At 59.8% G+C, this 25019-nt stretch carries 15 protein-coding genes, 2 tRNA genes and 3 rRNA genes; 11 read left to right on the top strand and 9 right to left on the bottom strand.

All coding sequences use genetic code 11. From position 1 onward, the window contains the following. Nucleotides 1-91: 91 nt before the first annotated feature. From KJJ24_RS13615 to rrf, 5 genes are all read left to right on the top strand, one after another. Nucleotides 92-1576 (top strand): 16S ribosomal RNA (locus KJJ24_RS13615). Between the two features lie 193 nt (nucleotides 1577-1769). Next, nucleotides 1770-1843, top strand: a tRNA-Ile gene (locus KJJ24_RS13620). Nucleotides 1844-1898: 55 nt separating this feature from the next. Continuing rightward, nucleotides 1899-1971, top strand: a tRNA-Ala gene (locus KJJ24_RS13625). Nucleotides 1972-2414: 443 nt separating this feature from the next. After that, a 23S ribosomal RNA gene (locus KJJ24_RS13630) occupies nucleotides 2415-5290 on the top strand. 132 nt (nucleotides 5291-5422) lie between these two features. Further along, nucleotides 5423-5539, top strand: a 5S ribosomal RNA gene (gene rrf / locus KJJ24_RS13635). Together the 16S, 23S and 5S rRNA genes with 2 tRNA genes alongside form the textbook arrangement of a ribosomal RNA operon. A gap of 137 nt (nucleotides 5540-5676) precedes the next feature. Here the strand turns inward: rrf and KJJ24_RS13640 are convergent. Together KJJ24_RS13640 and KJJ24_RS13645 are read right to left on the bottom strand one after the other, a co-directional pair. Beyond that, nucleotides 5677-6123: a hypothetical protein gene (locus KJJ24_RS13640; RefSeq protein ID WP_214339525.1), complete on the bottom strand. Its 447-nt coding sequence runs from the start codon at nucleotides 6121-6123 to the stop codon at nucleotides 5677-5679. 86 nt (nucleotides 6124-6209) lie between these two features. Continuing rightward, nucleotides 6210-6620 (bottom strand): hypothetical protein, encoded by a 411-nt coding sequence (locus KJJ24_RS13645; RefSeq protein WP_214339526.1) that lies wholly within the window; start codon nucleotides 6618-6620, stop codon nucleotides 6210-6212. A gap of 154 nt (nucleotides 6621-6774) precedes the next feature. Between KJJ24_RS13645 and KJJ24_RS13650 the strand changes: the two genes are divergently transcribed. Beyond that, nucleotides 6775-8109: a hypothetical protein gene (locus KJJ24_RS13650; protein WP_214339528.1), complete on the top strand. Its 1335-nt coding sequence runs from the start codon at nucleotides 6775-6777 to the stop codon at nucleotides 8107-8109. A gap of 33 nt (nucleotides 8110-8142) precedes the next feature. Further along, nucleotides 8143-9234 carry a hypothetical protein gene (locus KJJ24_RS13655; protein ID WP_214339530.1) on the top strand — a complete coding sequence of 364 codons (1092 nt, stop codon included), beginning with the start codon at nucleotides 8143-8145 and terminating at the stop codon, nucleotides 9232-9234. A gap of 5 nt (nucleotides 9235-9239) precedes the next feature. Here KJJ24_RS13655 and KJJ24_RS13660 read toward each other — a convergent pair whose 3' ends face one another. Genes KJJ24_RS13660 through KJJ24_RS13680 form a run of 5 tightly spaced genes read right to left on the bottom strand, consistent with a single transcriptional unit; the run spans nucleotide 9240 to nucleotide 17607 of the window. Next, nucleotides 9240-9506 (bottom strand): hypothetical protein, encoded by a 267-nt coding sequence (locus KJJ24_RS13660; protein ID WP_214339532.1) that lies wholly within the window; start codon nucleotides 9504-9506, stop codon nucleotides 9240-9242. 2 nt (nucleotides 9507-9508) lie between these two features. Next, nucleotides 9509-10909, bottom strand: a complete 1401-nt coding sequence (locus tag KJJ24_RS13665) for an HlyD family efflux transporter periplasmic adaptor subunit (protein ID WP_214339537.1) — start codon at nucleotides 10907-10909, stop codon at nucleotides 9509-9511. Between the two features lie 34 nt (nucleotides 10910-10943). Then, complete coding sequence (locus KJJ24_RS13670; protein ID WP_250544796.1) at nucleotides 10944-13952, bottom strand: peptidase domain-containing ABC transporter; 3009 nt, start codon at nucleotides 13950-13952, stop codon at nucleotides 10944-10946. Further along, on the bottom strand, nucleotides 13949-14749 hold the full coding sequence (locus tag KJJ24_RS13675) for a hypothetical protein (protein WP_214339538.1): 801 nt from the start codon (nucleotides 14747-14749) through the stop codon (nucleotides 13949-13951). Before KJJ24_RS13675 ends, KJJ24_RS13670 begins: the two co-directional genes overlap by 4 nt. Further along, nucleotides 14746-17607, bottom strand: a complete 2862-nt coding sequence (locus tag KJJ24_RS13680; RefSeq protein ID WP_214339539.1) for a glycosyltransferase — start codon at nucleotides 17605-17607, stop codon at nucleotides 14746-14748. The genes KJJ24_RS13675 and KJJ24_RS13680 overlap by 4 nt, the downstream gene beginning before the upstream one ends. A gap of 56 nt (nucleotides 17608-17663) precedes the next feature. Between KJJ24_RS13680 and KJJ24_RS13685 the strand changes: the two genes are divergently transcribed. Together KJJ24_RS13685 and KJJ24_RS13690 are read left to right on the top strand one after the other, a co-directional pair. Next, nucleotides 17664-19823, top strand: coding sequence for a hypothetical protein (locus KJJ24_RS13685; protein WP_214339540.1), 2160 nt, complete (start codon nucleotides 17664-17666; stop codon nucleotides 19821-19823). 235 nt (nucleotides 19824-20058) lie between these two features. Beyond that, the gene (locus KJJ24_RS13690) at nucleotides 20059-20769 is read left to right on the top strand and encodes a class I SAM-dependent methyltransferase (RefSeq protein WP_214339541.1); all 711 of its coding nucleotides are present in this window, start codon (nucleotides 20059-20061) and stop codon (nucleotides 20767-20769) included. A gap of 11 nt (nucleotides 20770-20780) precedes the next feature. On the opposite strand, the gene KJJ24_RS13695 is transcribed toward KJJ24_RS13690, so the two are convergent. Continuing rightward, nucleotides 20781-20984, bottom strand: coding sequence for a hypothetical protein (locus KJJ24_RS13695; RefSeq protein ID WP_214339542.1), 204 nt, complete (start codon nucleotides 20982-20984; stop codon nucleotides 20781-20783). 234 nt (nucleotides 20985-21218) lie between these two features. Between KJJ24_RS13695 and KJJ24_RS13700 the strand changes: the two genes are divergently transcribed. Further along, nucleotides 21219-21731, top strand: coding sequence for a hypothetical protein (locus KJJ24_RS13700; protein ID WP_214339544.1), 513 nt, complete (start codon nucleotides 21219-21221; stop codon nucleotides 21729-21731). A gap of 80 nt (nucleotides 21732-21811) precedes the next feature. Then, the gene (locus KJJ24_RS13705) at nucleotides 21812-23884 is read left to right on the top strand and encodes a hypothetical protein (RefSeq protein ID WP_214339546.1); all 2073 of its coding nucleotides are present in this window, start codon (nucleotides 21812-21814) and stop codon (nucleotides 23882-23884) included. On the opposite strand, the gene KJJ24_RS13710 is transcribed toward KJJ24_RS13705, so the two are convergent. Continuing rightward, entirely contained in the window at nucleotides 23881-25017 is a 1137-nt protein-coding gene (locus KJJ24_RS13710; RefSeq protein WP_214339548.1) for a hypothetical protein, read from the bottom strand. The genes KJJ24_RS13705 and KJJ24_RS13710 overlap by 4 nt on opposite strands. Nucleotides 25018-25019: the final 2 nt, after the last annotated feature.

Below are 25019 nucleotides of genomic sequence, written 5' to 3' on the forward strand. Positions count from 1 at the left end.
TGCGCCAGTGGATGGAATGGGTGATGAGCAATTCAAGTTGAGATGAACCGAAGCAGCTTGCTGATGAGGGTAAGTCAACAGGACTTGAACTACAACGGAGAGTTTGATCCTGGCTCAGGATGAACGCTGGCGGCGTGCTTAACACATGCAAGTCGAACGAACCTTCGGGTTAGTGGCGGACGGGTGAGTAACGCGTGAGAATCTGCCCTCAGGAGGGGGATAACGGCTGGAAACGGCCGCTAATACCCCATATGCCGCGAGGTGAAATGAATTTCGCCTGAGGATGAGCTCGCGTCTGATTAGCTAGTTGGTGGGGTAAGAGCCTACCAAGGCATCGATCAGTAGCTGGTCTGAGAGGATGATCAGCCACACTGGGACTGAGACACGGCCCAGACTCCTACGGGAGGCAGCAGTGGGGAATTTTCCGCAATGGGCGAAAGCCTGACGGAGCAACGCCGCGTGAGGGATGAAGGCCTCTGGGCTGTAAACCTCTTTTATCAAGGAAGAAGATCTGACGGTACTTGATGAATAAGCCACGGCTAATTCCGTGCCAGCAGCCGCGGTAATACGGGAGTGGCAAGCGTTATCCGGAATTATTGGGCGTAAAGCGTCCGCAGGCGGTTTTGTAAGTCTGTTGTTAAAGCGTGGAGCTTAACTCCATTTCAGCAATGGAAACTGCAAGACTAGAGTGTGGTAGGGGCAGAGGGAATTCCCGGTGTAGCGGTGAAATGCGTAGATATCGGGAAGAACACCAGTGGCGAAGGCGCTCTGCTGGGCCATAACTGACGCTCATGGACGAAAGCCAGGGGAGCGAAAGGGATTAGATACCCCTGTAGTCCTGGCCGTAAACGATGAACACTAGGTGTCGGGGGAATCGACCCCTCCGGTGTCGTAGCCAACGCGTTAAGTGTTCCGCCTGGGGAGTACGCACGCAAGTGTGAAACTCAAAGGAATTGACGGGGGCCCGCACAAGCGGTGGAGTATGTGGTTTAATTCGATGCAACGCGAAGAACCTTACCAGGGTTTGACATCCTGCGAATCTCTTGGAAACGAGAGAGTGCCTTCGGGAACGCAGAGACAGGTGGTGCATGGCTGTCGTCAGCTCGTGTCGTGAGATGTTGGGTTAAGTCCCGCAACGAGCGCAACCCACGTCGTTAGTTGCCAGCATTTAGTTGGGCACTCTAGCGAGACCGCCGGTGATAAACCGGAGGAAGGTGTGGATGACGTCAAGTCATCATGCCCCTTACATCCTGGGCTACACACGTACTACAATGCTACGGACAAAGGGCAGCAAACTCGCGAGAGCTAGCAAATCCCATAAACCGTGGCTCAGTTCAGATCGTAGGCTGCAACTCGCCTACGTGAAGGAGGAATCGCTAGTAATCGCAGGTCAGCATACTGCGGTGAATACGTTCCCGGGCCTTGTACACACCGCCCGTCACACCATGGAAGTTGGCCACGCCCGAAGCCGTTACTCCAACCCTTGTGGAGGAGGATGTCGAAGGTGGGGCTGATGACTGGGGTGAAGTCGTAACAAGGTAGCCGTACCGGAAGGTGCGGCTGGATCACCTCCTAACAGGGAGACAATACCTGATTGTGATGTCTGAGTATTTTAATCTCAGGCCATGATCCTGTCATCTCGAAGGTCGATCGGTACCTCAACTTCAAGGTTGAGATGAATGAGATGTTTCGGCAAGTCATTCATGCTTGATTCTTGATTTTTAGTTCCTAAACGTTGTCTAGGTCACCCCATAGAGGGTTCACTTCCTGGGCCATTAGCTCAGGTGGTTAGAGCGCACCCCTGATAAGGGTGAGGTCCCTGGTTCAAGTCCAGGATGGCCCATTCAAACTCAGTTTAATTTTCATTGATGCATGTCAATGAAGAGGCGATGAGTCTTGGGGGTTTAGCTCAGTTGGTAGAGCGCCTGCTTTGCAAGCAGGATGTCAGCGGTTCGAGTCCGCTAACCTCCACTAACACCTGAACTCCTCAACCAGGAAGCAATTCTTGAGAGGTGACGTAGACGTTGTTCGCTGATCAAACGAGCTCGAGCGATCGAGCAGAGTTCAGCCTCAGAGCATTCCAAAGGATGGTTGCCCTGATGCTGAATTCAGCGAAGGAGCCTCGCGAGAGGTTTTTTCAATGAGATTCAGCAGAACCTTGACAACTGCATAGGTGAGTCTGGAAAGACAAAGCATCTCATAGAGGCGAGTCAATCAAGTCTGATGAGCCATCATTGATGGATCGTTATCAGGTTTGAGTTGATTCGTGATTCTATTTTTGAGAGCCGAGACCTTCTAGCGTTCTTCCGATGGCGCCGAGCCGGAGGGAGTCTGATCCTTAATTGGTAGCAGCAATGCTGACAATTTTGAGAGAATAGGCCTCAACAGCCTGAAGCGTTAGGAGGATTAAATTTGGTCAAGCTACAAAGGGCTCACGGTGGATACCTTGGCACACAGAGGCGATGAAGGACGTGTTTACCTGCGATAAGTCTCGGGGAGCTGGAAAAACGCTTTGATCCGGGAATTTCCGAATGGGGCAACCCCTAGAACGGCCGCCTGAATCTATAGGGCGGCACGAGCCAACCCAGCGAACTGAAACATCTTAGTAGCTGGAGGAAAGGAAAGTAAAAACGACTCCCTCAGTAGCGGCGAGCGAACGGGGAAGAGCCTAAACCGATGCTTTCGAGCATCGGGGTTGTGGGACAGCAACGTGTATCAGGGATGTTAGAAGAAGCGTTTGAATGGCGCACCACAGAGGGTGAAAGTCCCGTATTCGAAAACTGAACTGAGCTAGCTGTATCCCGAGTAGCACGGAGCACGTGAAATTCCGTGTGAATCCGCGAGGACCACCTCGTAAGGCTAAGTACTCCTGTGTGACCGATAGCGCAACAGTACCGCGAGGGAAAGGTGAAAAGAACCCCGGGAGGGGAGTGAAATAGAACATGAAACCGTGAGCTTACAAGCAATGGGAGCCCGACTGATCGGGTGACCGTGTGCCTGTTGAAGAATGAGCCGGCGACTTATAGGCACTGGCAGGTTAAACCGGGAATGGTGGAGCCATAGCGAAAGCGAGTCTGAATAGGGCGATTGTCAGTGTTTATAGACCCGAACCCGGGTGATCTAACCATGGCCAGGATGAAGCTTGGGTGATACCAAGTGGAGGTCCGAACCGACTGATGTTGAAAAATCAGCGGATGAGCTGTGGTTAGGGGTGAAATGCCAATCGAACCCGGAGCTAGCTGGTTCTCCCCGAAATACGTTGAGGCGTAGCGTCTAGTGCTCCAGCAGGGGGGTAAAGCCACTGTTTCGGTGCGGGCTGCGAGAGCGGTACCAAATCGAGACAAACTCTGAATACCCTGTGTGTAACTAGGCAGTCAGACTGTGGGGGATAAGCTCCATGGTCGAAAGGGAAACAGCCCAGACCGCCAGCTAAGGTCCCCAAATCAACACTAAGTGATAAAGGAGGTGGGATTGCCCAGACAACCAGGAGGTTTGCCTAGAAGCAGCCATCCTCAAAGGAGTGCGTAATAGCTCACTGGTCGAGCGATCCTGCGCCGAAAATGAACGGGGCTAAGTGTTGTACCGAAGCTGCGGATTAAACTTGTTTAATGGTAGGGGAGCGTTCCATGTGGGGTGAAGCGTTAGCGTAAGCGGGCGTGGACTGCATGGAAGTGAGAATGTCGGCTTGAGTAGCGAAAAAATGGGTGAGAATCCCATTCCCCGAAACCCTAAGGGTTCCTCCGGCAGGCTCGTCCGCGGAGGGTTAGTCAGGACCTAAGGCGAGGCCGAAAGGCGTAGTCGATGGACAACAGGTCAACATTCCTGTACTGATCATGTTTTGGGAAGGGGGACGGAGAAGGCTAGCCAATCCGGATGTTGGTTACCGGTCCAAGCGTTCGAGGCGTTGAGAGCTGGTGAAAACAGCTTGAGCTGAGGCGTGAGTGCGAGCTTCTACGGAAGCGAAGTTGGTGACGTCAAGCTTCCAAGAAAAGCCCTATACCCGTTAAGGCATGATTACCTGTACCCGAAACCGACACAGGTGGGGTGGTAGAGAATACCGAGGGGCGCGAGGTAACTCTCTCTAAGGAACTCGGCAAAATGACCCCGTAACTTCGGGAGAAGGGGTGCCAGCGCGAGCTGGTCGCAGTGAATAGGCCCAGGCGACTGTTTACCAAAAACACAGGTCTCCGCTAAGTCGCAAGACGATGTATGGGGGCTGACGCCTGCCCAGTGCCGGAAGGTTAAAGAAGTTGGTCAGCGCAAGCGAAGCTAACGACTGAAGCCCCGGTGAACGGCGGCCGTAACTATAACGGTCCTAAGGTAGCGAAATTCCTTGTCGGGTAAGTTCCGACCCGCACGAAAGGCGTAACGATCTGGGCGCTGTCTCGGAGAGAGGCTCGGCGAAATAGAATTGTCTGTGAAGATGCGGACTACGTGCACCCGGACAGAAAGACCCTATGAAGCTTTACTGTAGCTTGGTATTGTGCTCGGGCTCGCAATGCGCAGGATAGGTGGGAGGCTTTGATCCATTGCTTGTGGGTGATGGTGAGCCACTGGTGAGATACCACTCTTTGCGAGCTAGGGTTCTAACGGTTACCCGTCATCCGGGAACCGGACAGTATCTGGTGGGCAGTTTGACTGGGGCGGTCGCCTCCTAAAAGGTAACGGAGGCGCGCAAAGGTTTGCTCAGGCTGGTTGGAAATCAGCCGACGAGTGTAAAAGCAGAAGCAAGCTTGACTGTGAGACCTACAAGTCGAACAGGGAGGAAACTCGGCTTTAGTGATCCGACGGTTCTGAGTGGAAGGGCCGTCGCTCAACGGATAAAAGTTACTCTAGGGATAACAGGCTGATCTCCCCCAAGAGTTCACATCGACGGGGAGGTTTGGCACCTCGATGTCGGCTCATCGCAACCTGGGGCTGAAGTCGGTCCCAAGGGTTGGGCTGTTCGCCCATTAAAGCGGTACGCGAGCTGGGTTCAGAACGTCGTGAGACAGTTCGGTCCATATCCGGTGCATGCGCAGGAATATTGAGAGGATTTCTCCCTAGTACGAGAGGACCGGGAGGAACGCACCTCTGGTGTACCAGTTATCGTGCCAACGGTAAACGCTGGGTAGCCATGTGCGGAGTGGATAACCGCTGAAAGCATCTAAGTGGGAAGCCCACCTCAAGATGAGTATTCCCATGGCTTAAGCCAGTAAGGTCACGGGAAGAACACCCGTTGATAGGCTCTATGTGGAAGCGCAGTAATGCGTGAAGCAGAGGAGTACTAATAGACCGAGGGCTTGACCAAACCTCAGCTCTCAGGCCTCCATGTGAGGCGAGATCTTTGTCTTCTAGAGCGAGAGTAATCTCGTAACCTATGCAGTTCTCAGGGTTCACCTGAGAGCAAAGAAGTTGAAAGCTTTTAACCTAAGTTTTCTATCCTGGTGTCCATGGCGCATTGGAACCACTCCGATCCATCTCGAACTCGGCTGTGAAACGATGCAGCGCCGACGATATTTGGGGGGTAGCCCCCTGAGAAAATAGGTCGATGCCAGGTAAAACACTCTTTGCTCCAACCAGCTCTCGCTCCAATCGCTGCTGTTAATCAGCCGATTGGAGCGTTGAAACAGAGAAGCCACCCGAGAGGGTGGCTTTTTTGTTGGCTTATCGGCAGTAGCGCTAGGGCGGCTGAATTCACATGGCCAAGTTAACCGTGTCCATCCTGATGTCCCAAAAGGCTGATCCCTGCGTGTAACTCGCGACTCCATTTTGTTGCTCGTGCCTTTGATACTCCTTGAGCTTGCATGCCATCTCATGGCAACTGAGGCTGTAGTTCCACTGCTTTTGGCCAGTTCGTCTCACTAGAGTTAGCTCGGGATTGATTAGGTAGCCCTTCTCGTCTTGGCCGTCGTTAAGAAACTGATGCATCTGGCCTTGCAGGTAAGCCAGGTTGAGCTGCTGTACTAACGAGTCGCGTTCGTGTTCAAGGCTTTGCTGCTTCTTTTTGATCTCCCATAGACACAAGGCAAGGTTTTTGATCGCCTCAGTGGCGACTACGGACCGAGGGCTTCTGGTACTTGCTGGCTGATGGCTGATGTCTGGACGTATCACCGTTCTTGTTGAATCAGTGTCGACTTCCATGCTGTTTGTGTTCTCGTTGCTGGGTATGCGAACGCTGCTGTGACTAGGCGACCACCTGCTTTGGCCAGGTGGTCGCTCGGTCTTCGTTAGGCGTCGCGATGGGAACGGAAAATCTGTTCTGTGGGTTGTTCGCGAGTGTTTAATCCGGTGTCGATGCCCCCCAGTTCAGGTTCCAGGCCTTCTGTGCTGGTGATCTGGGTGCAGTGATCGCCAACCAGGTCAATTGGGTGTCCACCAGCGGTAGTGCGATCGAATGCGATTGGTCTTGGTTGGCCTCTCAACTCGTTGGTTGAATTCCAGCTGCCGTTGCCCCAGATCGAGTTCTGGATGGAATCTTGAATCGAACCAATATGAAACTGCTCCAGCTGGGTTTGTACGTAGCGATTGATCTCGCGTCCAAGGGTCCCACTCTGTAGGGCCTCCAATTGTTCTAGACCTGTTTTGCCGTCGAGAAAGTCGAACAGGCTTTGTCCGATTGGTGCGGTGCTCGTTGCCATGGATGTTGTGTGACGAACGTTCGCCCAGGGCGGCGTGAGAACTCACGCGCCCTGCGGCACATCAGCATCTGGCCAGCTGCAGGTGCACAGCAAGATCCCCGTAACGGCGTTTACTGAGTGCACCTCGCTCCTGCTTTGTCGCCATCGTGGGGTTGTGGATGCTGCTGCCCGTGGGGCTGACGACGTGGACGGCGCTGGCCTTGATCCCAGCTGCTACGAGCCGCTGCAACAGGCGCACCAGCTTCAAGCGGCTGGTGATTGGCTGTCGGCTGCAGCGATCTACGCCGAGTTGGCGTGTCGTCATCCCGACGACCACCGTTTGCTGGCGAATCAAGGCAACGCGCTCTGGCTTGCTGATCTGCCGGCGGCTGCCCACTTGGCCTACAGCCGTGCCCTGGCCCTGAACCCGCAATGCCTGGTTAGCAGGCGTGGACTGGCTAGCTGCCTGCGGGATCTGAATTGCTTTGATCAAGCCTTGGCGGTTCATCGCCTGTTGGAGCCGATCTTTCCGCACCGTTCAGAGGAAGGATTGGCCAATCTCTGGGCTCATAGCCAGGTGTTGATCGGTCTGGAGCGCTTTGGCGAGGCCTTCACGCGCATGGCCAGTCGACGTGCCTGGGCGGCAGGCAGGATGCCTACCCCTTGGAATGCCCTGGCTGCGCAGATCACGCTCGTGACAGAGCAAGGCTTTGGGGACAGCTTGCAATTCGTGCGCTTTCTTTTGCCGTTACTGCGTCGGCGCGCAGCCGCGGGGCTTCGGAACGGTGTGCGTCTGAGGGTGGAACCGGCACTGGTGGAGTGCTTCCGCGAAGGTTTGGCCTGGCTTGAGATTCCGCCGCAGGTTGACCCCTTGTCCCCTGATGACTCCACGCAAGACGCGTTGACCTTGCTGGAACTGCCTGGTGCCTTGGGCCTTCAGCACTTGCCGCAGATCAGGGGCGACGGGGCGTATCTCACCTCGCCGCTTTGGGTGGGTGGCGGTGCCGGGCGGCCCTTGCAGGTCGGGCTGGTGTCTGCAGCCGGGCATCCAGGTGCTGATCCTTTTTGTATTCGGGAGTTCCAGAAGCGCACGCTGCCCATGCCGATCCTCTGGCGTTTGGTGGATGCACTGCGCCAATCCGGCGCGCAGGTGCACGACCTTCAATTCGGTGCGGACGCATGTCGCCACCGGGCGCTTGGTCTGTCTCCGTTGCCGTCTGGTGCTGGCTTGGATGGTTTTGCGGCCACAGCTCGGGCTGTTGCCCAGCTGGATCTGGTGATCAGTGTGGATACGGCGATGGCCCACCTCATGGGAGCCATGGGTCGCTTTGGTTGGGTCCTGCTGCCGTGGAGCGCGGACCCCCGCTGGCTCAGTGCAGGCCCATTGTCACCCTGGTATCCAAGGCTGCGTTTGTTTCGTCAACCCCGACCCGGCGATTGGCATGGTGCTGTGGATCAGCTGTTAGACACCTTCAAATCAGGCCACTTTGCGGCGGGGAAGGCTCCATAGCCTTGAGCGCGTGAGCATCTGGGTTGGCTTCTGATGGGATTCCTGCCCCACTGGCTGGGTTGGAGCCGGCAGGAACAGGGGCAGCCCTCTCCTGTTCTTCGCTTTTCAGAGCAGTTGCCGCTGCCGCCGACTGCCGCGGGTGTGGGGGACGTGCAGCCACCCACCACATCGCCGGCGTTGGACTTCACGCCTTGGACGATCGCCCGCTTGGATGCCATCGGGCGAGAGGTGGTGGAACGACCTTGCCAGGCCAGCCTGCAGGCGGCGCGATCAGCGCGGGGCTGTCTCTCACGCTTTTGGTTGGCGGCTCCGGTGGATGGCTTGGAGACCTTCTTTCATGGTGCGATTGGCGATGTTTACCGGCATCTGTTGGCTGGCGCTCTGCCGGCGCTGCCGCTTGATCGGCCTGACCTTGCCTTAAAACAACAACTCACGGACTTTTTGCAGCAGGGTTTGGAACGTCACGGCAGCATCAATGTGCTGCTCGCGTTGTTGCCCTATCTTGACCGTGAGGCGATGCAGGTGCACGAGCCACTCCGGCACCTTCCCGCTTGGTTGATTCCGCTCTATGCCGAACGCTGTGAGCCTGGGTTGGGTGCTCAGTCAACGCCCCAGCGCCCGCAACTACCACCGATGGCAACGCACAACATCACGCTGCCGGAGTTGGCACCAATCACCGGTACGGCGAGCATGGCGCTGATTGGAGATGCAGAGTTTTTGGGTCGGATCAATGGTTTGATCACTCTCTACAACTTGGAGCCTGGTGATCCAGAAATTTGCCGGGATCTGAGTCAGGGCCGCCGTCAGGTTGCCCAGGTATGGCTGGATGTGGACAGCGATCAGTTGGAGGCTCTGTACCGCACGCCTTTCGGCCAGCTCACCGACCATCTGATCACATCACGCTTTGCCGTTGAACCGCTTAGCCAGGACGAACTGGCCATGCGTCAGCAGCTGTCGGAAGTGGCCGCTGATCTGCGCCATCCCCGAGCCTTGAATGCGCTGCTTGCCGCGTTGCTCTACTACCCCATCGAGCAGGTGACGTTGCCTGCGGATGCGATGCTGATTCCAGCCTGGTTGTCTGAGAGCCTCACGCGCAAAGGGGTTCAGCCCGCTGGCAGGGCCTGAGTCCATTAACGGTGGAAGTCAGACCAGAGCAACCAGTAGATCAGCGCGCTGAGCAGCGGCGCCAGGATTAAAGGCAGGGTTGCCAGTAAGGCCAGAACGCTGCCGGTGAGGCGGGCCAGCGTGAAGACAACCACCAGATAAACGAGCACCAGCAAGGCAATCGTGCTGCGGGGGCGCATGAGCTGGCTGCGCAGGCGCTGGATCCGCCGGCGTTGTCTCTGAGGGCCCCGTTCATGGGGCGGTAGCAGCTCAAGCCAGTCCCACCCGTGCATGATCAACGAAGCCGCTCCAGGCTGCGCAGCTTGTCCTCAAACAGGGAGGTGAGCACGCTGATGAAGGGCCTTTGCCGCAGCTGGATATCGGCCGTCAAGGTCATCCCCGCCTTGAGCGGTACCTCGCGGCGCCCTGCCTGTAGGTATTGGCGCGGCAGCTGCAACACCACTGGGTAGAACAGGCCTGTGGCTTCGGCTCCGAGGGCGCTGCGCATCTCCTCGGGGGTGAGGGCGTCGGATCCAATGTCCCGCACCACCGCTGGCAGTCGGCCGTAGTCATTGGAAGGAAACGTGTCGAGAGAGAGGTTGGCCTTCATGCCTAGTTGGATGAAGCCGATCACCTTGCTCGGCACCAGCACACGGGCTTCTAATGTTCCGCCGGGCACCAGGGCTAAGAGCTTGGTGCCGCTCTCCACCACGCTGCGGGGGCTGACCTTCAAGTCGAAGACAACGCCGTTGAGCGCGGCGCGCAGTTCGCCGTACTGAAGTTGAAGGCGGGCTTGGCGGATCTGACCGTCCAGATCGCTGATCTGTCGGAGGTTCGCCTCGATCCGGCCGCGCAGTTCTGCGCCTGGTGCGGCCTGCACCTGCTGGAGGTTGGCTTGGAGTCGATCGATGGCGCGCTCCTCTTCGAGCATCTGTGAGCGCAGCTGGTTGGCGGTCTCCTGGGTCTGTAGTTCTTGCACCGCACTGACGGCGCCAGCGCTGGAGAGGTTTCTGTAGCGACGGGCAATGTCGCTGGCGGTTCTCCATGACTGGCGCAGTCCTTCAAGGCGTTGCTGGCTCTGTTTGAGTTCTTCAGCTGCGACCCTGCGGCTGCTGCGCAGCTGAGCGCTCTGGTTCTCCAGCTGCAGTTGCTGGTTGGTCGTGAGCCCTGTGGTGTTGTGTTCTTCCAGGGCGGCGGTGTAGATGCGGTTCTCGCTCAGAAGGCGGGAGCGCACAGCCTCCGCGGCGGTGAGTTGGCTGCGGGCCTGGCGCAGATCGAAGCGCAGCAACAGCTGACCTGCCTGCACGGGCTGGCCTTCTTTCACGAGCAGTTCGGCAATAACGCCGGCCACTGGTGCTTCAACGACCTTGACGCGCCGGCTGGGCCGCAGCTTCCCCTGCACAGCCAAGCTTTGTCCCAGGGGCGCCACCAAACTCCACACCAGCAATAGGGCGGTTCCTCCCACAAGCACCCACACCATCACCGTGCGGGGACGGGGGCTGGGGTTGAGCAGCACCGGCTGTTGGAACGACCAGCGATCCGCCATTTGCTCATCCCCGGAGGGTCCTTGCGGGAGCGCGCCAGCGGTGAAGGGCCGGCCTGGAGGCTCGGGGTGCTGGCCCGTATCACCGACGAGATCCACCGGCGGTGTTGCAGGTTCCAGGTGCGGTTCGGGCCGCCGCCAGCGGCGTCGCATTGCTGAGAACCATGCGCGAGGTGTGTTGGCCATCTCAGATCCCTTGCTCCTGCTGTTGGCTCTGGTAGAGCGCGAAATACCAGCCGCGGCGAGCCATCAGCTCCTGGTGCGTTCCGGCTTCCATCACCGCGCCCCGATCCATCAGCACGATCAGATCGGCCGGCTGCACCGTGGTGAGTCGGTGGGTGATGAAGAACACCGTGCGGCCGCGGAAGGCCTCGAGCAGATTCAGGCACACCTGCCGTTCTGTGCGCGCATCTAGAGCGCTGGTGGCTTCATCCAGAATCAGGAGCCTGGGATTTTGCAGCACGGCCCTGGCTAACGCCAGCCGTTGCCGCTGGCCCCCGGAGAGTCCTGCTCCACGCTCGCCCACATCGGAGTTGTACCCCTTGGGCAGATTCATGATGAAATCGTGAGCACAGGCAATGCGCGCTGCCGCCATCAACTCCGCAGCGCTGGCATCCGGTTTCACCATCAGTAAGTTGTCGCGGATGGTGCCATCGAACAGAACGGTGTCTTGCGGCACGACGCCGATCTGCCGCCGCAGCGAATAGAGCTCCACCTTGTTGATGTCCAGTCCGTCCACCAGGACGCGGCCGGTGTTGGGGCGGTAGAAGCGCGGTAGTAGTTTTAATAACGTGCTTTTGCCACTTCCTGATCCCCCGACCAGGCCCACAAATGAGCCGGTGGGGACCTCCAAATTGACCCCGTTCAGAATCAGGTCTTGGTCGTCGCTGTAGCGGAATCCCACATCCACAAAAAGGACCTGGCCAACCACGGGTGGCATCGGAATGTTTAGGGCCTCGCTCGGGCTCTGTTCCGTAGGACGGTCCACCACGTCGGCCACCATGCGCAGGGAGGCGCTTGATTGTTCGAACTGCTGCCAGGTCTGCACCATCTTGACCAGGGGGCCTGTGATGTAGCCGCTGATGATGCGGAATGCGATAAAGCTTCCGAGTGATAGTTGGTTGTTCATCACCAGGAAGATTCCTACGCCGACCACCACAAGGCTGTTGAGGTCGTGAATGAATTCCGCCAGATTGCTCAAGGATTCACGCGTTACACGCAGCTTGAAATCCTCTCCGATGAAGCGTGAGTAGCGATTTTGAAATTCCCATCGCGTTTTGAGCTCGGCATTCTGTGATTTGATCGTCTGGATGCCGGTGATGGATTCATTCAGATAGGAGTAGGTCTTAACGGATTCGCCCATGCTGCGATTGATTTGGGCGCGCATGAGCGGGTTGCTCACGATTGCCAAGATCAGCATCAGTGGCAGGGTGGCTAGGGAGGCTAGTGTGAGAGGAATGCTGATGCTCAGCAGGATTGCCAGATAGAGAAAGCTAAAGAGAAAATCAACGGCCGTTGTGATGCTCTGGCTTACCAGGAATTCCCGTAGTCGATCGAGTTGATGGAAGTAATGGATCACCTGTCCAACGGGGCGGGTGTCGAAGAAAACCTGTGGCAGGCGCACAAGTTGATCGAGGATTGTGGACTTGGTGTCTTGGTCGATGCGGTTGGTGGTGTCGGTGAAGATGTAACTGCGCACGGACTTCATGACGCCGCGCGTTGCTGCGGCCAAGAGCAGCAAAGTTGAGATGCTGATCAGGGCATTGAGGTTGTCCTGATTAACCACCTGATCGATCAGTTGTTGCAGGCCTAGGGGGGTCACCAGTGTGAGCAGATTGATCACGATCGAGAGCGCCAGCACTTCGATCAGGGCGCGTTGGTGTCCGCGCAGGAAGGGGCCGTACCAGCCCCAGTTGAAGCGCTGTTCCTTGGCGTCATGCTTGCGTTCGAGCAGCAGCAGTGGGACCAGTCCGGTGCGGGCATCTCCCAGCTGCTGAGCTGCAATCCGCAGCGGCCCCAATTCCGGCTCCAGCAGGCGAAGTTGTCCGTCAGTGTCAACGCCTTCCAAGAGCGCGAAATGGCCGTTCTGGGCCAGTAGGGCTGGCGGTGCTACCCGGGCCAGTCGATTGCGGGGGAGCTCGGTGAGCATCACCCGCAGGCCGAGCGCATCCAGGAGCTGGCCGAGATTCACCAGATTCAGCTGTTGTTGCTGCCGCAACAGTGCATCCACCCGGTTGCCAAGAGCATCCCGATTGATCGGCACATTGAAATAGTTGGCAAGCGCCACACACAGCTCAATCGGAACGGCACGGGGGCTGCTCGCACGTCGCAGGCTGAGTGCACCCGCTTGCACCGCTGGCGGTGTTGGTGGCGCTCCCTCCAGCGGCGGGTTCTCAGGCCGTGGCTCGGTTGGGGTGAGGCGTCTTCTGGGGGGCTCGCCGATGCGCAACCCGTCTTGCTGACCGACGCCGGAGCGCATGCCTTGCACGCTGATGCGATCCGCCGACACGGGCGGTAAGCCCATCAGGCGCAGCCATGGTTCCCCGCTGGCAGGTGCCTGGCCTCTGGCTTCCAGCGGCCAGGCTTCGCCCAATGGGCCGCCACTACTCACGTACCAGTGCCGATCGCTCGGCAGATCGAGGTTTGCCGGATGGCCGGCCGGCAGGCTGCGGATCTGGGTCTCGCTTAGCAGCTGCTCCCAGGTTTGTTGGTTCGGCGGGGGGGCTGCGCTCTTGCCTTGCAGCCTCTCCAGCAGATGATGCAGTTCTGCCGCCGAACCATGACGGCCATACCAGTTGCGCAGCTCGGCTTCGCGCTCGAGCAGCTGGTGGAACGCCGTGGCAGGCAGCACCAGCACCGTTGTCTCTGTGGCGGCACGGAGCTGTTCGCACGGGGCCTGCCGCAGCAGGCTGCTCCAGCCTGCGCTGTCTCCCTCCTCCAGTAACTCCAGCGTGCGCAGTTCCTGGGTGTTCGGATCGAGGGCCAGGGAGCGCAGCTTGCCTTCCACCACCAGCAGCACCCCATCCGGCAGTTGGTCAGGGCGCAGCACCGTCTGCCCGAGCCGGTAGTGACGCGTCAGGAGCTGGGGCTCCAGTGCAGTGGCTTGCTCCGGTGTCAACCGATTGAACGGACGGCAGCAGCGCAGCTGCTGGGCGGCCCGCCCGCTGGGGGCGTCGTCGGCGGAGGTCACCGTCACGATGCGATCGGCTGCTCGGGTCGTGGCACAGCGGCCAGGGGTTCGCCCTGCAGCAGTGCCTCCACCTGGCTGTCCACCCAAGCGGCGAACAGCTCGTGCAGTAGTTGCTCACGGGTGGCTGCGTCCAGCTGGGCCGGCAGGTGCCGCTCCAGCCGCAGCACGATCCAGCGCTCGCCCATGGCGAAGGGGGCCCAGAGCTGGCCCTCGCGGCTCACCCGCAGACGGGCTGCGATTTCGGCAGCGGTTGCTGATACGGCGACCGGGCCCAGGATCCCGTGGGTGTCGCATTCCGTCCCGAGGCTGAATTGCTCCACCGCAGCGGCGAAGCTCATCTCCTCGCGGCGTAGGCGCTGGTGCAGTTCTTCGGCTAGCTCCCGCTCCGCGACCTGCAGCTGCATGTAAACCACGCAATCCAGGTCTGCTTTTCGATCCAGGTAGCGGATCTCCACCTCATGCTCGAAGCGCCAGTGGCTCCACCGCCGCAACCGCTCGGCCAGGGTTGCCATGGCGCGTAGGTCGTCGCGCGACCAGCGCTGTGCCGCGAGCCAGGGCTCCAGTTCGGCCTCACTGCGCAGCCCTAGTGCCTGGACCTGTGTCGCGATGAGCGGCAACTCCTCCTCCGGATCGAGCGGCATGACGGCGGCCACGGCGTCATGCACCACTGCCCTGGCGAGAGCGCGATTGAGGCCATGGCGGATCAGCAGCCGGTTGGTCACCTCCACCGACAGCCGTGGTTCGCCGGGACACAGGGCGATGGCCGGTGCCATGGCCACGCCGCTCAGGGGGGATTCGCTCATGGGCTGACCTCCTGCAACGGCAATCCCAGGCGCTTCAGTGCCTGGCCCATCTGCATCAGCCCATGGCTGTGGGAGTAGTGCTCACGGGCATGGGCCAAGCCCGTCGCACTGATCTGTTGCCAGAGGCTGTCGTCGTGCAGGAGCCGTTCGATCTGCTCCAGCCAGTCGTCAACGCTGGCGGCGATCAGCACCTCCCGTTCATGACGCAGGTTGGTTCCTTCCGCGGCCAGCGGGCTGAGAACTTGAGGGATGCCGCGTGCCAGCGCTCCCACCACTTTTCCCTTGAGGCCGGCGCCAGCCCGCAGCGGCGCCACCATCAGCCTGTGGCTGTCGTACACCGTATCGGTGTTGGCCACCCAGCCCTGCACCCAAACCCCCGGTTGTCGGCCCCAGGTTTCCGCCAGCTCAGGATCCAGCCCGCTGCCGTAGAGGTGGAGTTCCAGCTGGGGGCTGTGTTGCCGTAGGTGGGGCCAGATCTCCTCCAGGAGAAAGGCCACGGCATCACCGTTGGGTGGATGGGCGTAGCTTCCCAGGAAGGCCAGTCCTTGGCGCCCCTGCGGTGAAGGTGTTCCTTCAATGCAGTCGACCACCCAGGGACAGGCTGCCGTGGCAGCTCGGCCGAGGGTTTCTGCGTCGATTAAATCCCGCTCCACGCTGCTGTAGCTGAGGGTGAGATCCACCATCCCGATCGCCTCCAGCTCCTCCTTGCGGGTGTGGTTGAGACTGGTCATCGCTCGAGCGCGCGCCTCGCCGCTCAGCACAGCGGCATGCAACTGGCGCAACTCCCGCAGGTAGTGCAGATCCGCCAGGCAGAACATCAGCTGTGCCCGCGGAGCGTGCTCGCGGATCGCCTGGATATGGGCCAGCACTGTGACGTAGCGGACCAAGTAGATCAGCTGGAATTCGTGCCCCCGTTGCTGCAGAAACGCCTCGACCGAGAGCGCGAACGGGGCATAAATGGCTTCAATGCCTCGGCGTTGGAGTGCGTCGGTGTATCCCCCCAGCCAGGCCAGGTTGGTGGGCAGGAAGGTCACTTTCCAGCCCAGCTCCTGCAGCAGGCCCATCTCCGTGAGGGCGGCATGGCTGCCCGCATCCCGATCAGGCCGGGGCGGCGCATGATCAATCACCAGAACCCTGCCCACAACCCCGCGGTCCTTGTGCCGTTCGGCTGCCTCTCGGGAGGGAGGTCCTGAGGGTGTGAAGGCGTGCTGCCATTTCTGCCTGAAGCGGGGGGCATGCTCCAGCTGCAGCCGTTTGCTGCTCTCGGGGTTGCCGGTGTCGATGCCGCAGGTTGTGCCCTCGTGATGGATCACCCGAGCCAGAGGTGCACAGCGAACCTCCCGATGGCGTGCACGCACCGCAAAGGCCAGGTCTGTGTCTTCGAAGTAGGCGGGAGCGAATTCAGTGCTGAAGCCGCCGATGGCCTGCCAGAGCTCCAGTGGGATGGCGAGGCAGGCGGCGCTCACGTAGTCCACCTGGCGGGAATAACTCACGCGCGGGTCGTAGGGGTTGCCACCGCGGCCGTAATTCCAGGGCTGGCCGTTGTCCCACACCAGTCCGCCCGATTCCTGTAGCCGTCCGTTGGGAAACACCAGCTGGGCGCCGGTGATGCCGGTTTTGGGCCACAGCTCAAACGGGGTGAGCAGTTCTTCCAGCCAGCGGGCACAGGGTTCTGTGTCGTTGTTGAGCAGCACCACGAATGGGGCCTGCGCCAGAGCGACTCCGCTGTGACAGGCCTGGTTGAAGCCCTGAGCGGTGTCGTGCCGCACCAACCGGTAGCCCCGCAGGTCGTGAGCGAGTTGCTCAGCGGTGCCATCGGTGCTGCCGTCGTCGACCACGATCAGCTCCATCGGCACCCGGGTTGGGGCATAGGCGATCGCCAGCAGGCAGCGGCGCGTAACGCTGTAGTGGTTATGGGCTGGGATCACCACCGAGACGCGAGGGCTGTCGCTGCAGGGCAGTTGCAAGGGGCGATCCAACGGCTCCACGTTGGTCTCAGCCCGATGTCCCTGCACCACCAGTCGATGCAATTGCGGCAGATCGTTCGGTAGGGGGATCTCGCCGAGGTCTGCCCAGTGCAGCCAGGTGCTGAGGCTGCGGTGCTGCTCCACGACTAGCGGGTGGAGGTGGTCGGGGAACGGCGGCGGTCCGTGCTCCAACAGGGCCGGCCAGGGTGTGAGCTGAAACGGTGTGAAGACGATCCGCTCGTCGAGGCTCTGGCCGCGGCTGTTGCGCAGCTCCAGATGATGGGGGCGACCGTCGCAGCTCTCGGCCGGCAGGGCTGCATGGAGCTGACCGCGGGAATCGCTGTGCAGCTGCAGTCCTGGGCGACCATCGATCCGCAGGTGCAGGTCGCTGCCCGGTTCCCCCCAGCCGTAGACCTGCGACCCTTCCAGGCCGAGCAGTCCACCGGTGGGGCCGTGCGACCCGCTGCGTTGCAGCTGCTCCAGCAGCCGGTAGCGCTCAGGATTGAGCCGCTGGGGACTGCCGCTCAATTCCACCGGGCCATCGGCTGTGTCAAGCCAGGCGCGCAGCACGCTGCCGCTGGTGCGCGCCGGCAGAGGCTGCTCCAATGGGCCCTGTACGGCGAAGCCACAGGGCACCATCAGCCCGTCTCGTTCGAGGTCGTCTCGCTGGAGATGTGCGGGTGCCACCGCGAGCGGCCAGCTCGCTCCCGGTCGCAGCAGGTCTTCGATCACGAGCCGCACCTGCAGGGGCGCTGAGGCGTCTGCGGGTGGGACGCGGCAGGCCCAACCGCGCACCACACCACTGCAGATCAGATCGTCCAACTGTCCGGCCCAGGCACCCCGTTGGTGGTGGGCCATGGCCGGCGGCAGATCGAGCGGCACAGGGACCATTCAGGGCAGGACCACATCCACAAACTGGTTCTGGGCCTTCGCCTTGGGCCCTTCTGATGCAGGAGCGCGCGATGAAGGGTGTAGAACCGGTGCGGCACCAGTGTGCTGACGGCACAGCCCGCGCCGGGGTCTGGCTGTCACTCGAAGCTTTGCTGGCATTGCCGCTCTTGCCAGCGGCCCAGCTGGAACTGTTGGCGGCCTTGCTGGAGCTCCTGCCCAGCGGGGCAAGAGCAGAGTCCGAGAGTTGCCGGGCAGCCCTGTTGGCCGCCCTATGGGAGGGCGAGCTGCGCCAGGCGTGCGGCAGCTTTGAAACCGGTGCCTGGCAACAAGGGCGTGCGCAGTGGCAGGCAGCCGTGGCGCACCATCACGAGCTGCAGGGGCTGCGACCAGCCTCCACGGGGCTGGATGGCTTGCTGGATGGACTGATTCAGGTTCTCGCTCGCTTGGATCAGGCCCTCACCCACCGGCAGTGGCGGCCGCCGGCATCTCCACTCGACAACGCACAGGTCCACGGCATTGCGGCGGAGCTCTTGCAGCAGATCCGCGACCTCGATCGACCGCTCCCCAGTTGGTACGAGGTGGTGGAGGAGGGGCTGCTGCGGCGTGGGGGGCTGGCTTTGTTGCAGCAAGCGAGCGCTGCCTGCCGCCGGGATGGACTGGCCTTGCTGTTGCGTTGGCGGCAACGCCAGCCAACACAACCCGATTGGTTGGCCGTCTGCCTGGAGCAGTCCGTCATCAGTTTGCTGGCAGATCTGCCGCAGAGCAGCCATCCCCGCGCCGATCTGCAGGCCTTGCTGGAGTCACTCACGCTGCTGCCTGCTGTTGTGAACGGCTCGGAGCGCCAGGCTGCTGTGCGGGAGTCGCTGGCCGTGGTCCGTGGCTGTCTGACCCTGGCGGCGGCGGCTCGCCAGCCCCTGGCAGTGCGCGAATCCCTTGGCCTGGAGAGGGGGGCTGTCATTGCTCCGCCGGAGATCCGGGTGCTGGTGCGTGAGTGGCTGGAAGACCACCCAGCCCAGCGCTCACCTGTTGCGCTCGAGCTGGTGTGGATTCCAGGGGCTAGACCCCTCCCCCATGGCCACGGCCAGCTGGCCCTCAATCTGGCGGCGGTGCTGCCGCCGTCGCCCGGTCATCCTGCGCTGGTGGAGCAGGTGATGGCATCTTTCTTTGAGCCCCTGTTGCAGATCCCCTCGGGCCGGCTCTGGCAGCAGCGGCATTCCATCGCAACCCTGCTCAGTTCGCTCAGCCATTTCTGGGCTGCCGGTGGTGCGCTCAGCGCCAGCGAGTGTCGGCAGCTGGCGCTGGCTCAGGAGCAGTGGCAGCACTGGGGTGGGCCCGGCAGGCTTGACGCCCAGCAGCATCCGGCCCAGTGGCCTCCAGCCCGGCTGGGGGCGGGGTGCTGCCTGGTTCAGCCTTCAGCGCTGCAGCTGGCGGGGTTGCGCTGCTGGTTGCAGGCACGCCCAGAGGTGGGGCCAGCCCTGGCCGAGATCCGACGCCGCCATCACGACCCGGTGTTTCTGCAACAGCGAGCCGCTTGCGCGGCCGGCGATCGCGGCGATGCCTTGGAGACGCTCTGCGCGCTCCAGCTGGAGGAGGGCTTCTACGGCAGCAATACAGCCCCGGACAGCAGCTTTCAGGCCTGGGCGCACAGCAGCCTGACGCTTCTCAGTGACAGTGAACTGCTGCTGGATTCCCAGCCGCCGATCGGCTCCTGGTGGGCGGTGCTGCAGGGCTTGGCTCAGGGGTGGGGCGGCCTGCCGGATCTTGTGGCCTGGCCCGAGGATCAAGCCGTGTACGACCTGCTGGCAGGCCAAGAGGTGCTGTTGATCAGCCCGTTGGCAGCCCTGGCGGAGGAGCAGCACCGCAGTGGGCGTGCCTTCCAATTGTTTCTCGATCTGCCTATTGCTCCCTACGGCCTGCGCACGTTGGTCCCACCGGATTCTCTCTATCCCCGTCGACCCCACCAGGGCTTTGAAGCCAGCCTGGAGGCTTGTCTGGAGTCGGTGGGCGCGATGGTTCGAGAGCGTCCATTCACCGTCTTGCTCACGGCAGCTGGGGTCTACGACCTGCCGCTTTGCCATGCCGCTCGCGAACGCTATGGCGCCGCCTGCGTGGCCATCGGTCCTGCGATCCACGCCCGCTTGGGCATCGATCAGGCCTGCAGCAGGCATTGGCGGTCGGGGCAGCGTCGTGCGGATCGCTGGCGGCGGATCTGCTGAGCACCAGCACCAGGCCCGCTTGTGAGCGTCCGACGCTGCTCACGCTGGAGCTATGGCTGTGTCAACGTCTCCAACCTCTTTGGGATCAGAGCCCAAACTGCGCAAGGAGCTGCTGCGGATCCATGACGACCATCAGGTCTTCACCAGCTTCGACGCCTTTTCCGTTCAGTTGCCAGCGCTGATGCAATGGGGGAGGCATCGGCACGATGCCTCCACGTGCGTAGCACTGCTTGGCTTGCTGGAGCCGCTGAGCGGTGTACAGATCGAGCCCCGTGGGATACGGATCAGCCGGGACAACCTGCGCGAATCGCTACTGGCTGGGGGCTGTCTGTCGCGACACCGGGCCATTACCCGTGTGTTGGAGCACGTGGGTGAAAGCTTGGCGAGCCTTCGCGATCAGCACATCTATCTGCCGGAAACGTCTACGGGATTTGTGGCCTGGTTGCGTCGCCATCACATCCGGAATCTTGAGGTGAGTGACTTCCTTCAAGATGCAGAGATTGTTCCGGTTGGGGTGGGCAATCATCAGAATCTGTGTGCACTCACCTATTCCTCGCATCGTTTTGATCTGGTGATCTGTAATGATGTCTTTGAGCATGTTTACGACTTGCCGCGTGCACTTGAGGAGGTCTATCGGGTGCTCAGGCCCGGCGGCAGATTGCTGGCCACGTTCCCGATGGCATTTGGTCAGCAGGAGAACATCATCAAGGCGGAATTCAGGGGTGCACAACAGATGGCATTGTTCCGTGGAGAACCCGAATACCATGGTGATCCAATCCGGCCTACGCGTGGATCGCTGGTTTATCAGATTCCTGGGTGGCAGATTCTAGATCTGGCCTCGATGATTGGGTTTTCGGCTGTGATGATGCATCTGATCAGTAGTTGGAAATGTGGCGTGTTGGGTGGTGATTTGCCAGGTGTGTTCGTGGCTGACTTTCTGCGTTGATCATGGAGTCTTCAGCTGATCTCCATAGACTGCGGCTTGCTGTGCTTCAGCACCCAGAAGATCCCGATCGCTGGCAGGCCTTGATTGCTGTGATCGAGGCCTTGGGGGGTGGCCTTTTGTTGTCCGATCTGGATGGGCTGTTTGAGCAGCCGCTTATGCAAGCGTGCCCCCCTGATGCTCAAGATGAGCTGCTGCAGCGGGGGCTCGAGGCTCATCGCTCCGGGGATGCAGAGGGTCTTCGCAGAGCCCAGGCGCAGTTGCAAACCCTGGAGCCTGACGGAGCCTGGACTCAGGCGCTTCAGGGCCTTTTGGCCGAGATGGAAGGGGCCAGCGGCTATGCAGCCTTCGCCAAAGCCTTAGCGCTGAAGCCAGCTGATCCTTGGTTCCGCTACTGGCTGAGTGTCGCTTGCCTGCGTCGACGCGATTGGATCGATTTTTCCTGTCAGGCAATGCTTCTGGCGGCGTCAGAGACGCGGGAGCATCAGGTGCTTGTGCTCGCGGCGACCTATCACCTGATCGCGGCCGTTCTGGTGCGGTTTGCTCCTGAGTTGTGCCAGGCCAATGATTTGCGTGTTTTTGATCTGGTTCACCCAGATGCAATCCCCCATAGCGGTGAAGAGGTGGTGGCCAGCGTGCTGCGTTTTGTCGATAAAGAGCGTCGTAAGATGATTCGGATTCTGATGGTTTTGCTCGAGCAGCAGTCGGAATGGCTGCCAGAGCGATTGGCTTCCTTTGAGTCTTTGGTTGATCTGCTCAGATGGCGAATTCGGGGCCTGGCTGAACCCGGTTTCAGTGCAGATCTTTATGCGGCACTTCAGCGGCAGCTTGATCGACAACCTGTTCGCGTCCGGCAGCATGGGGATCTGCTTGACCTCCTGCCCAGCAGGCCAGATCTGACGTTCGGTTCTGAACATGGGCGGGTCTGGCGCGACTTCCGCTTCACCTTGATGCCTGCCCAGTGATGGAGTATTCAGGGGAGCCCCTGGCGCCGCTTGGTTTTGATCTTGTTGGGCTGATTGGTGTTTCGGATCGCTTCGCAGGCGTGGCTGCAGAGGTGCTGGAGCAGGGTTTGCAAACGCTTGACCGTGCAGCTCTGGATCAGGAAGCACGCGCGGGCCTAGGTGAAGCGTTGGCGATCGCTTACTACAAGGCAATCGTGTTATTGCAGCATCAGTCAGCCTTGATGAAGGCGGTCACGGAACTGCTGCTGCGCTATCGCTTCCTCTGCTCGCTGCAGGGATTGGAGGATCGACGCAGTCAGGATTTCTGGCTGCGGCATGGCCTGGATCGTGAGCTGTTGGAGTCGGAGGCGCTGCATGCCACCGCACGCCTGGCGGAGTCGCGCCAGGTGGAACGGCACAGCTTCGGTCGTCATCTTGCGGCTTACTTCGCTTTAGCTGCAGAGACCTCGATCGAGCCTGTGCCGTCTGTTAGTTCGGCCTTCACTGGGCTCGAAGCCGTGGTGGATCATCTGTGGTGGTTTCGGCCAGATGACACCAGCTCGTCATGCGCGCGTCAGGCTTATTTGCTGGCTCCGCATTCCCACATCGGCATCGTGGGACTCAAGCGGCTTTGTTCGCTGGTGGCGGAGGTGCTCCCGTTGCTGGCGCAGTGGTGCACGGATCCGGAGATGGTGATCTGCGCCCCTTTGGGGACGCGCAAGGTCTCCCTGGCCAGGGAGGGCATGCAGAGCTGTTCCACCTATTTCGATGGTGGCAAGCCTGTTCCCTTCTCGCTGAACCGCAGTTTGGAGCCTTATCTGGTGCTGACGCCTGGGCTTTTGACGCAGGTGTCCGATTTGGTTTCGGCTCGCCTTTGGTTCGCGCCGCTGCTGGACAGTTTGTCGACGTTGGTGTTTCGTGATTCGGCTGATTACCGGCTCGGTGAACATGCTTTTCAGCATCAGGCTGCGGAGTTGTCGGCCCGGTCGCCCTTGCTGGATGCGGGGCGGGGGCTGTCAGCGCCTCTACCCACCACGCCGGCAGACTGTCTTGTGGAAGGTTTGCTGGTGCAGGCCGGGCACACCGTGCTCGCGCTCACCCCCTGCCACCGGTTTTCCGATCATTACGCCCGCTCAAGCGGACTATCGGGTCATGGGCCTTCTGGGGTGATGAATCAGTCCGTGCTCGTCACGCCTCAAGGGGTGCTGTCCACTTGGCGTTATGAGCGCAATTTTGATAGCTGGTCGGGGCGTAGTGGGGATGTTGCGCGTCATCCGTCCCTGAACTTTCTGGCCTGGGAGCCAGGCGGGTCTGCCGGATTAGGTGCCGGGGGCAAACTGAGAATCACGCCACTGACCTATAGCGGATACCCGAGCGAATGCAAGATTGAAGATCTGCGCTTGTTTGCTATTGACGATCATATCTATGCCATTGTGGCTCTGATTCTGTCGCGAGCGCGCTATCGCAGCTGGTTGCCTGAACTCTCCAGTGAAGCCGCTGCGAATAACACGATCGACGATATGCTGGTGGTCCAGTCCTTGGGACGTCTTGATCTCGAGCGAGGTGATCTGCGCTTCGAGCAGTTGCCGGTATTGCATCGTTTACCTGATCCTGAACAGCCTGAGTTGGAGCTCCCCCGTGGCTTTGAGAAGAACTGGCTCCTCTGCCCGTGGCGCCAGAAGCTGGCGTTGCTGTATTCCATTCAGCCATGGCAGGTGTTTGAGGGTGGGCATGATCTCCGCCACTGGCGACTGGCACATGACATTCCGCTTGGTTTGCCTGATTCCATTCAGGGCCCATTGCGCAACAGCGCTCACCCCTTCCCTTTGCCTGATTGCAATGGCGAGAGCCAGCTAGGGCTGGTTGTGCATCGCCGTCGTCATGGCACGTATATCTATGACCAGTATTTACTCGTTCTCTCGGCTGATACCTTGCTGCCCTTGCGGGTCAGTCGTGAGCCTATTTTGTCGGTGAATGCACAGGCTCTTGGGTCGGACTTGGGTTTTCGTAAGAATCAGGGGGTTTGTTATGTGAGTTCGGTGTTGGTGCACGATGGTATGGTGCAGATCTATTTCAACCTGTTCGATTGCCGTACCTGTGTTCTGGCACTACCCGCTGCTGATCTGCGCTGCCTGATTGATAATGATGCCGCCTTCGTTTCTCTGCCTGCTTAGTCCCATAAGCCTGGCTTGGAGAAGGCAATGTGGATATCGTCGTGGGCGAGACGTCGGGTTTCGGCCAGTGAGGTGGCGTACTCTGCTGATTCCACTTGCTTCAGGGCGTCTAGAAATGTTGCCAGTGTGAACGTTTCTGGTGGAATGGAGGCAAGGTTCATTTGCTTGGTGAGATCTAGATTTTTCTTGGAGTTTCCGAGATTCATGACGGGTATATTGGCTGTCATTGGCATGATCAGGCCGTGAAACTTCATGGAGAGAGCCGCATCGAAGTAGGGCATCAGATTGATGATCTTCTGGGGCTCGATATAGTGTGTTGCAATGTTGTAGAGCGGAGCCTGCCTGGAGTTCTTTGCTAGTTGGTAGCCCACAAAAGCATCAATTGAGTTGTACCAGTAGCTGAGGCTGAATAGGTAGAGGTTGTAGTAGGGGGTGATTTCGTCGAGTGCCTGTCTGAGGTTGCGGAGGTAGGTTTTGTCGCTTGCTTCTCGTTCGATCCCGTCGAGGATGCAGGAGCTTTGAATCGTTTTATAGTCGTAATAGTGGTCGGATAAAAAGATTGCAATATTCTTGTTCCTTAATTGGCTTGCTGGCATGGTGTTTTCGCAATGCTCGCCCATGAGTTCTAGGAGGCGTTGGTTGCGAGTGTTTTGAGGCATTGCCGCGATGGTCTGCCTCTCTCTGGGGTTGGGTTCCAGGGCAAAAACAATGTCGGGTAGGTGGTGAATCTCTGATTGCCAAGGAGCCAGCTGTCTGAGTTGTTCGGTATCGCTTTCGCTGCGGATCCAGGAAGCCTGCATCCATTTCAAGCTTGAAACGTATTTTTTGAGCAGATTGTCCTGGGATCCGATGTCAGCGCTGATGATGTGAAAGGGCGTGCCCTCGGGTAGGTTCTCCCAAAAGTAGGGCTCTCCGATGATGGCTCCCCCACCTACGATTAGGCGTGCACGTCCGTCGCTGGTGTCTTGTTGGATCTGGCTGGCCAGGTTTTTGTCCTCGGCCAGTTGAGAGGGGCGGATGAACCGCAGCTCTGTTCCTGATGGGAGTAATGACTGGAAGGCAAGCCGGAAGGCTTCATCGCCTGCATTCTTGGAGCCGTAGTAGCCGTAGATATAAAAAAGTTGTGGTGCCACGG

The sequence above is a fragment of the Synechococcus sp. LA31 genome (assembly GCF_018502385.1).
Taxonomy (GTDB): domain Bacteria; phylum Cyanobacteriota; class Cyanobacteriia; order PCC-6307; family Cyanobiaceae; genus Vulcanococcus.

Excerpts from the sequence above, each read along its gene's own strand:
- KJJ24_RS13640 (WP_214339525.1), bottom strand. The coding sequence starts at position 6,123 with ATGGAAGTCGACACTGATTCAACAAGAACGGTGATACGTCCAGACATC.
- KJJ24_RS13645 (WP_214339526.1), bottom strand. The coding sequence starts at position 6,620 with ATGGCAACGAGCACCGCACCAATCGGACAAAGCCTGTTCGACTTTCTC.
- KJJ24_RS13655 (WP_214339530.1), top strand. The coding sequence starts at position 8,143 with ATGGGATTCCTGCCCCACTGGCTGGGTTGGAGCCGGCAGGAACAGGGG.
- KJJ24_RS13660 (WP_214339532.1), bottom strand. The coding sequence starts at position 9,506 with ATGCACGGGTGGGACTGGCTTGAGCTGCTACCGCCCCATGAACGGGGC.
- KJJ24_RS13665 (WP_214339537.1), bottom strand. The coding sequence starts at position 10,909 with ATGCGACGCCGCTGGCGGCGGCCCGAACCGCACCTGGAACCTGCAACA.
- KJJ24_RS13675 (WP_214339538.1), bottom strand. The coding sequence starts at position 14,749 with ATGAGCGAATCCCCCCTGAGCGGCGTGGCCATGGCACCGGCCATCGCC.
- KJJ24_RS13680 (WP_214339539.1), bottom strand. The coding sequence starts at position 17,607 with ATGGTCCCTGTGCCGCTCGATCTGCCGCCGGCCATGGCCCACCACCAA.
- KJJ24_RS13685 (WP_214339540.1), top strand. The coding sequence starts at position 17,664 with ATGCAGGAGCGCGCGATGAAGGGTGTAGAACCGGTGCGGCACCAGTGT.
- KJJ24_RS13695 (WP_214339542.1), bottom strand. The coding sequence starts at position 20,984 with ATGAGCCTCGAGCCCCCGCTGCAGCAGCTCATCTTGAGCATCAGGGGG.
- KJJ24_RS13700 (WP_214339544.1), top strand. The coding sequence starts at position 21,219 with ATGCTTCTGGCGGCGTCAGAGACGCGGGAGCATCAGGTGCTTGTGCTC.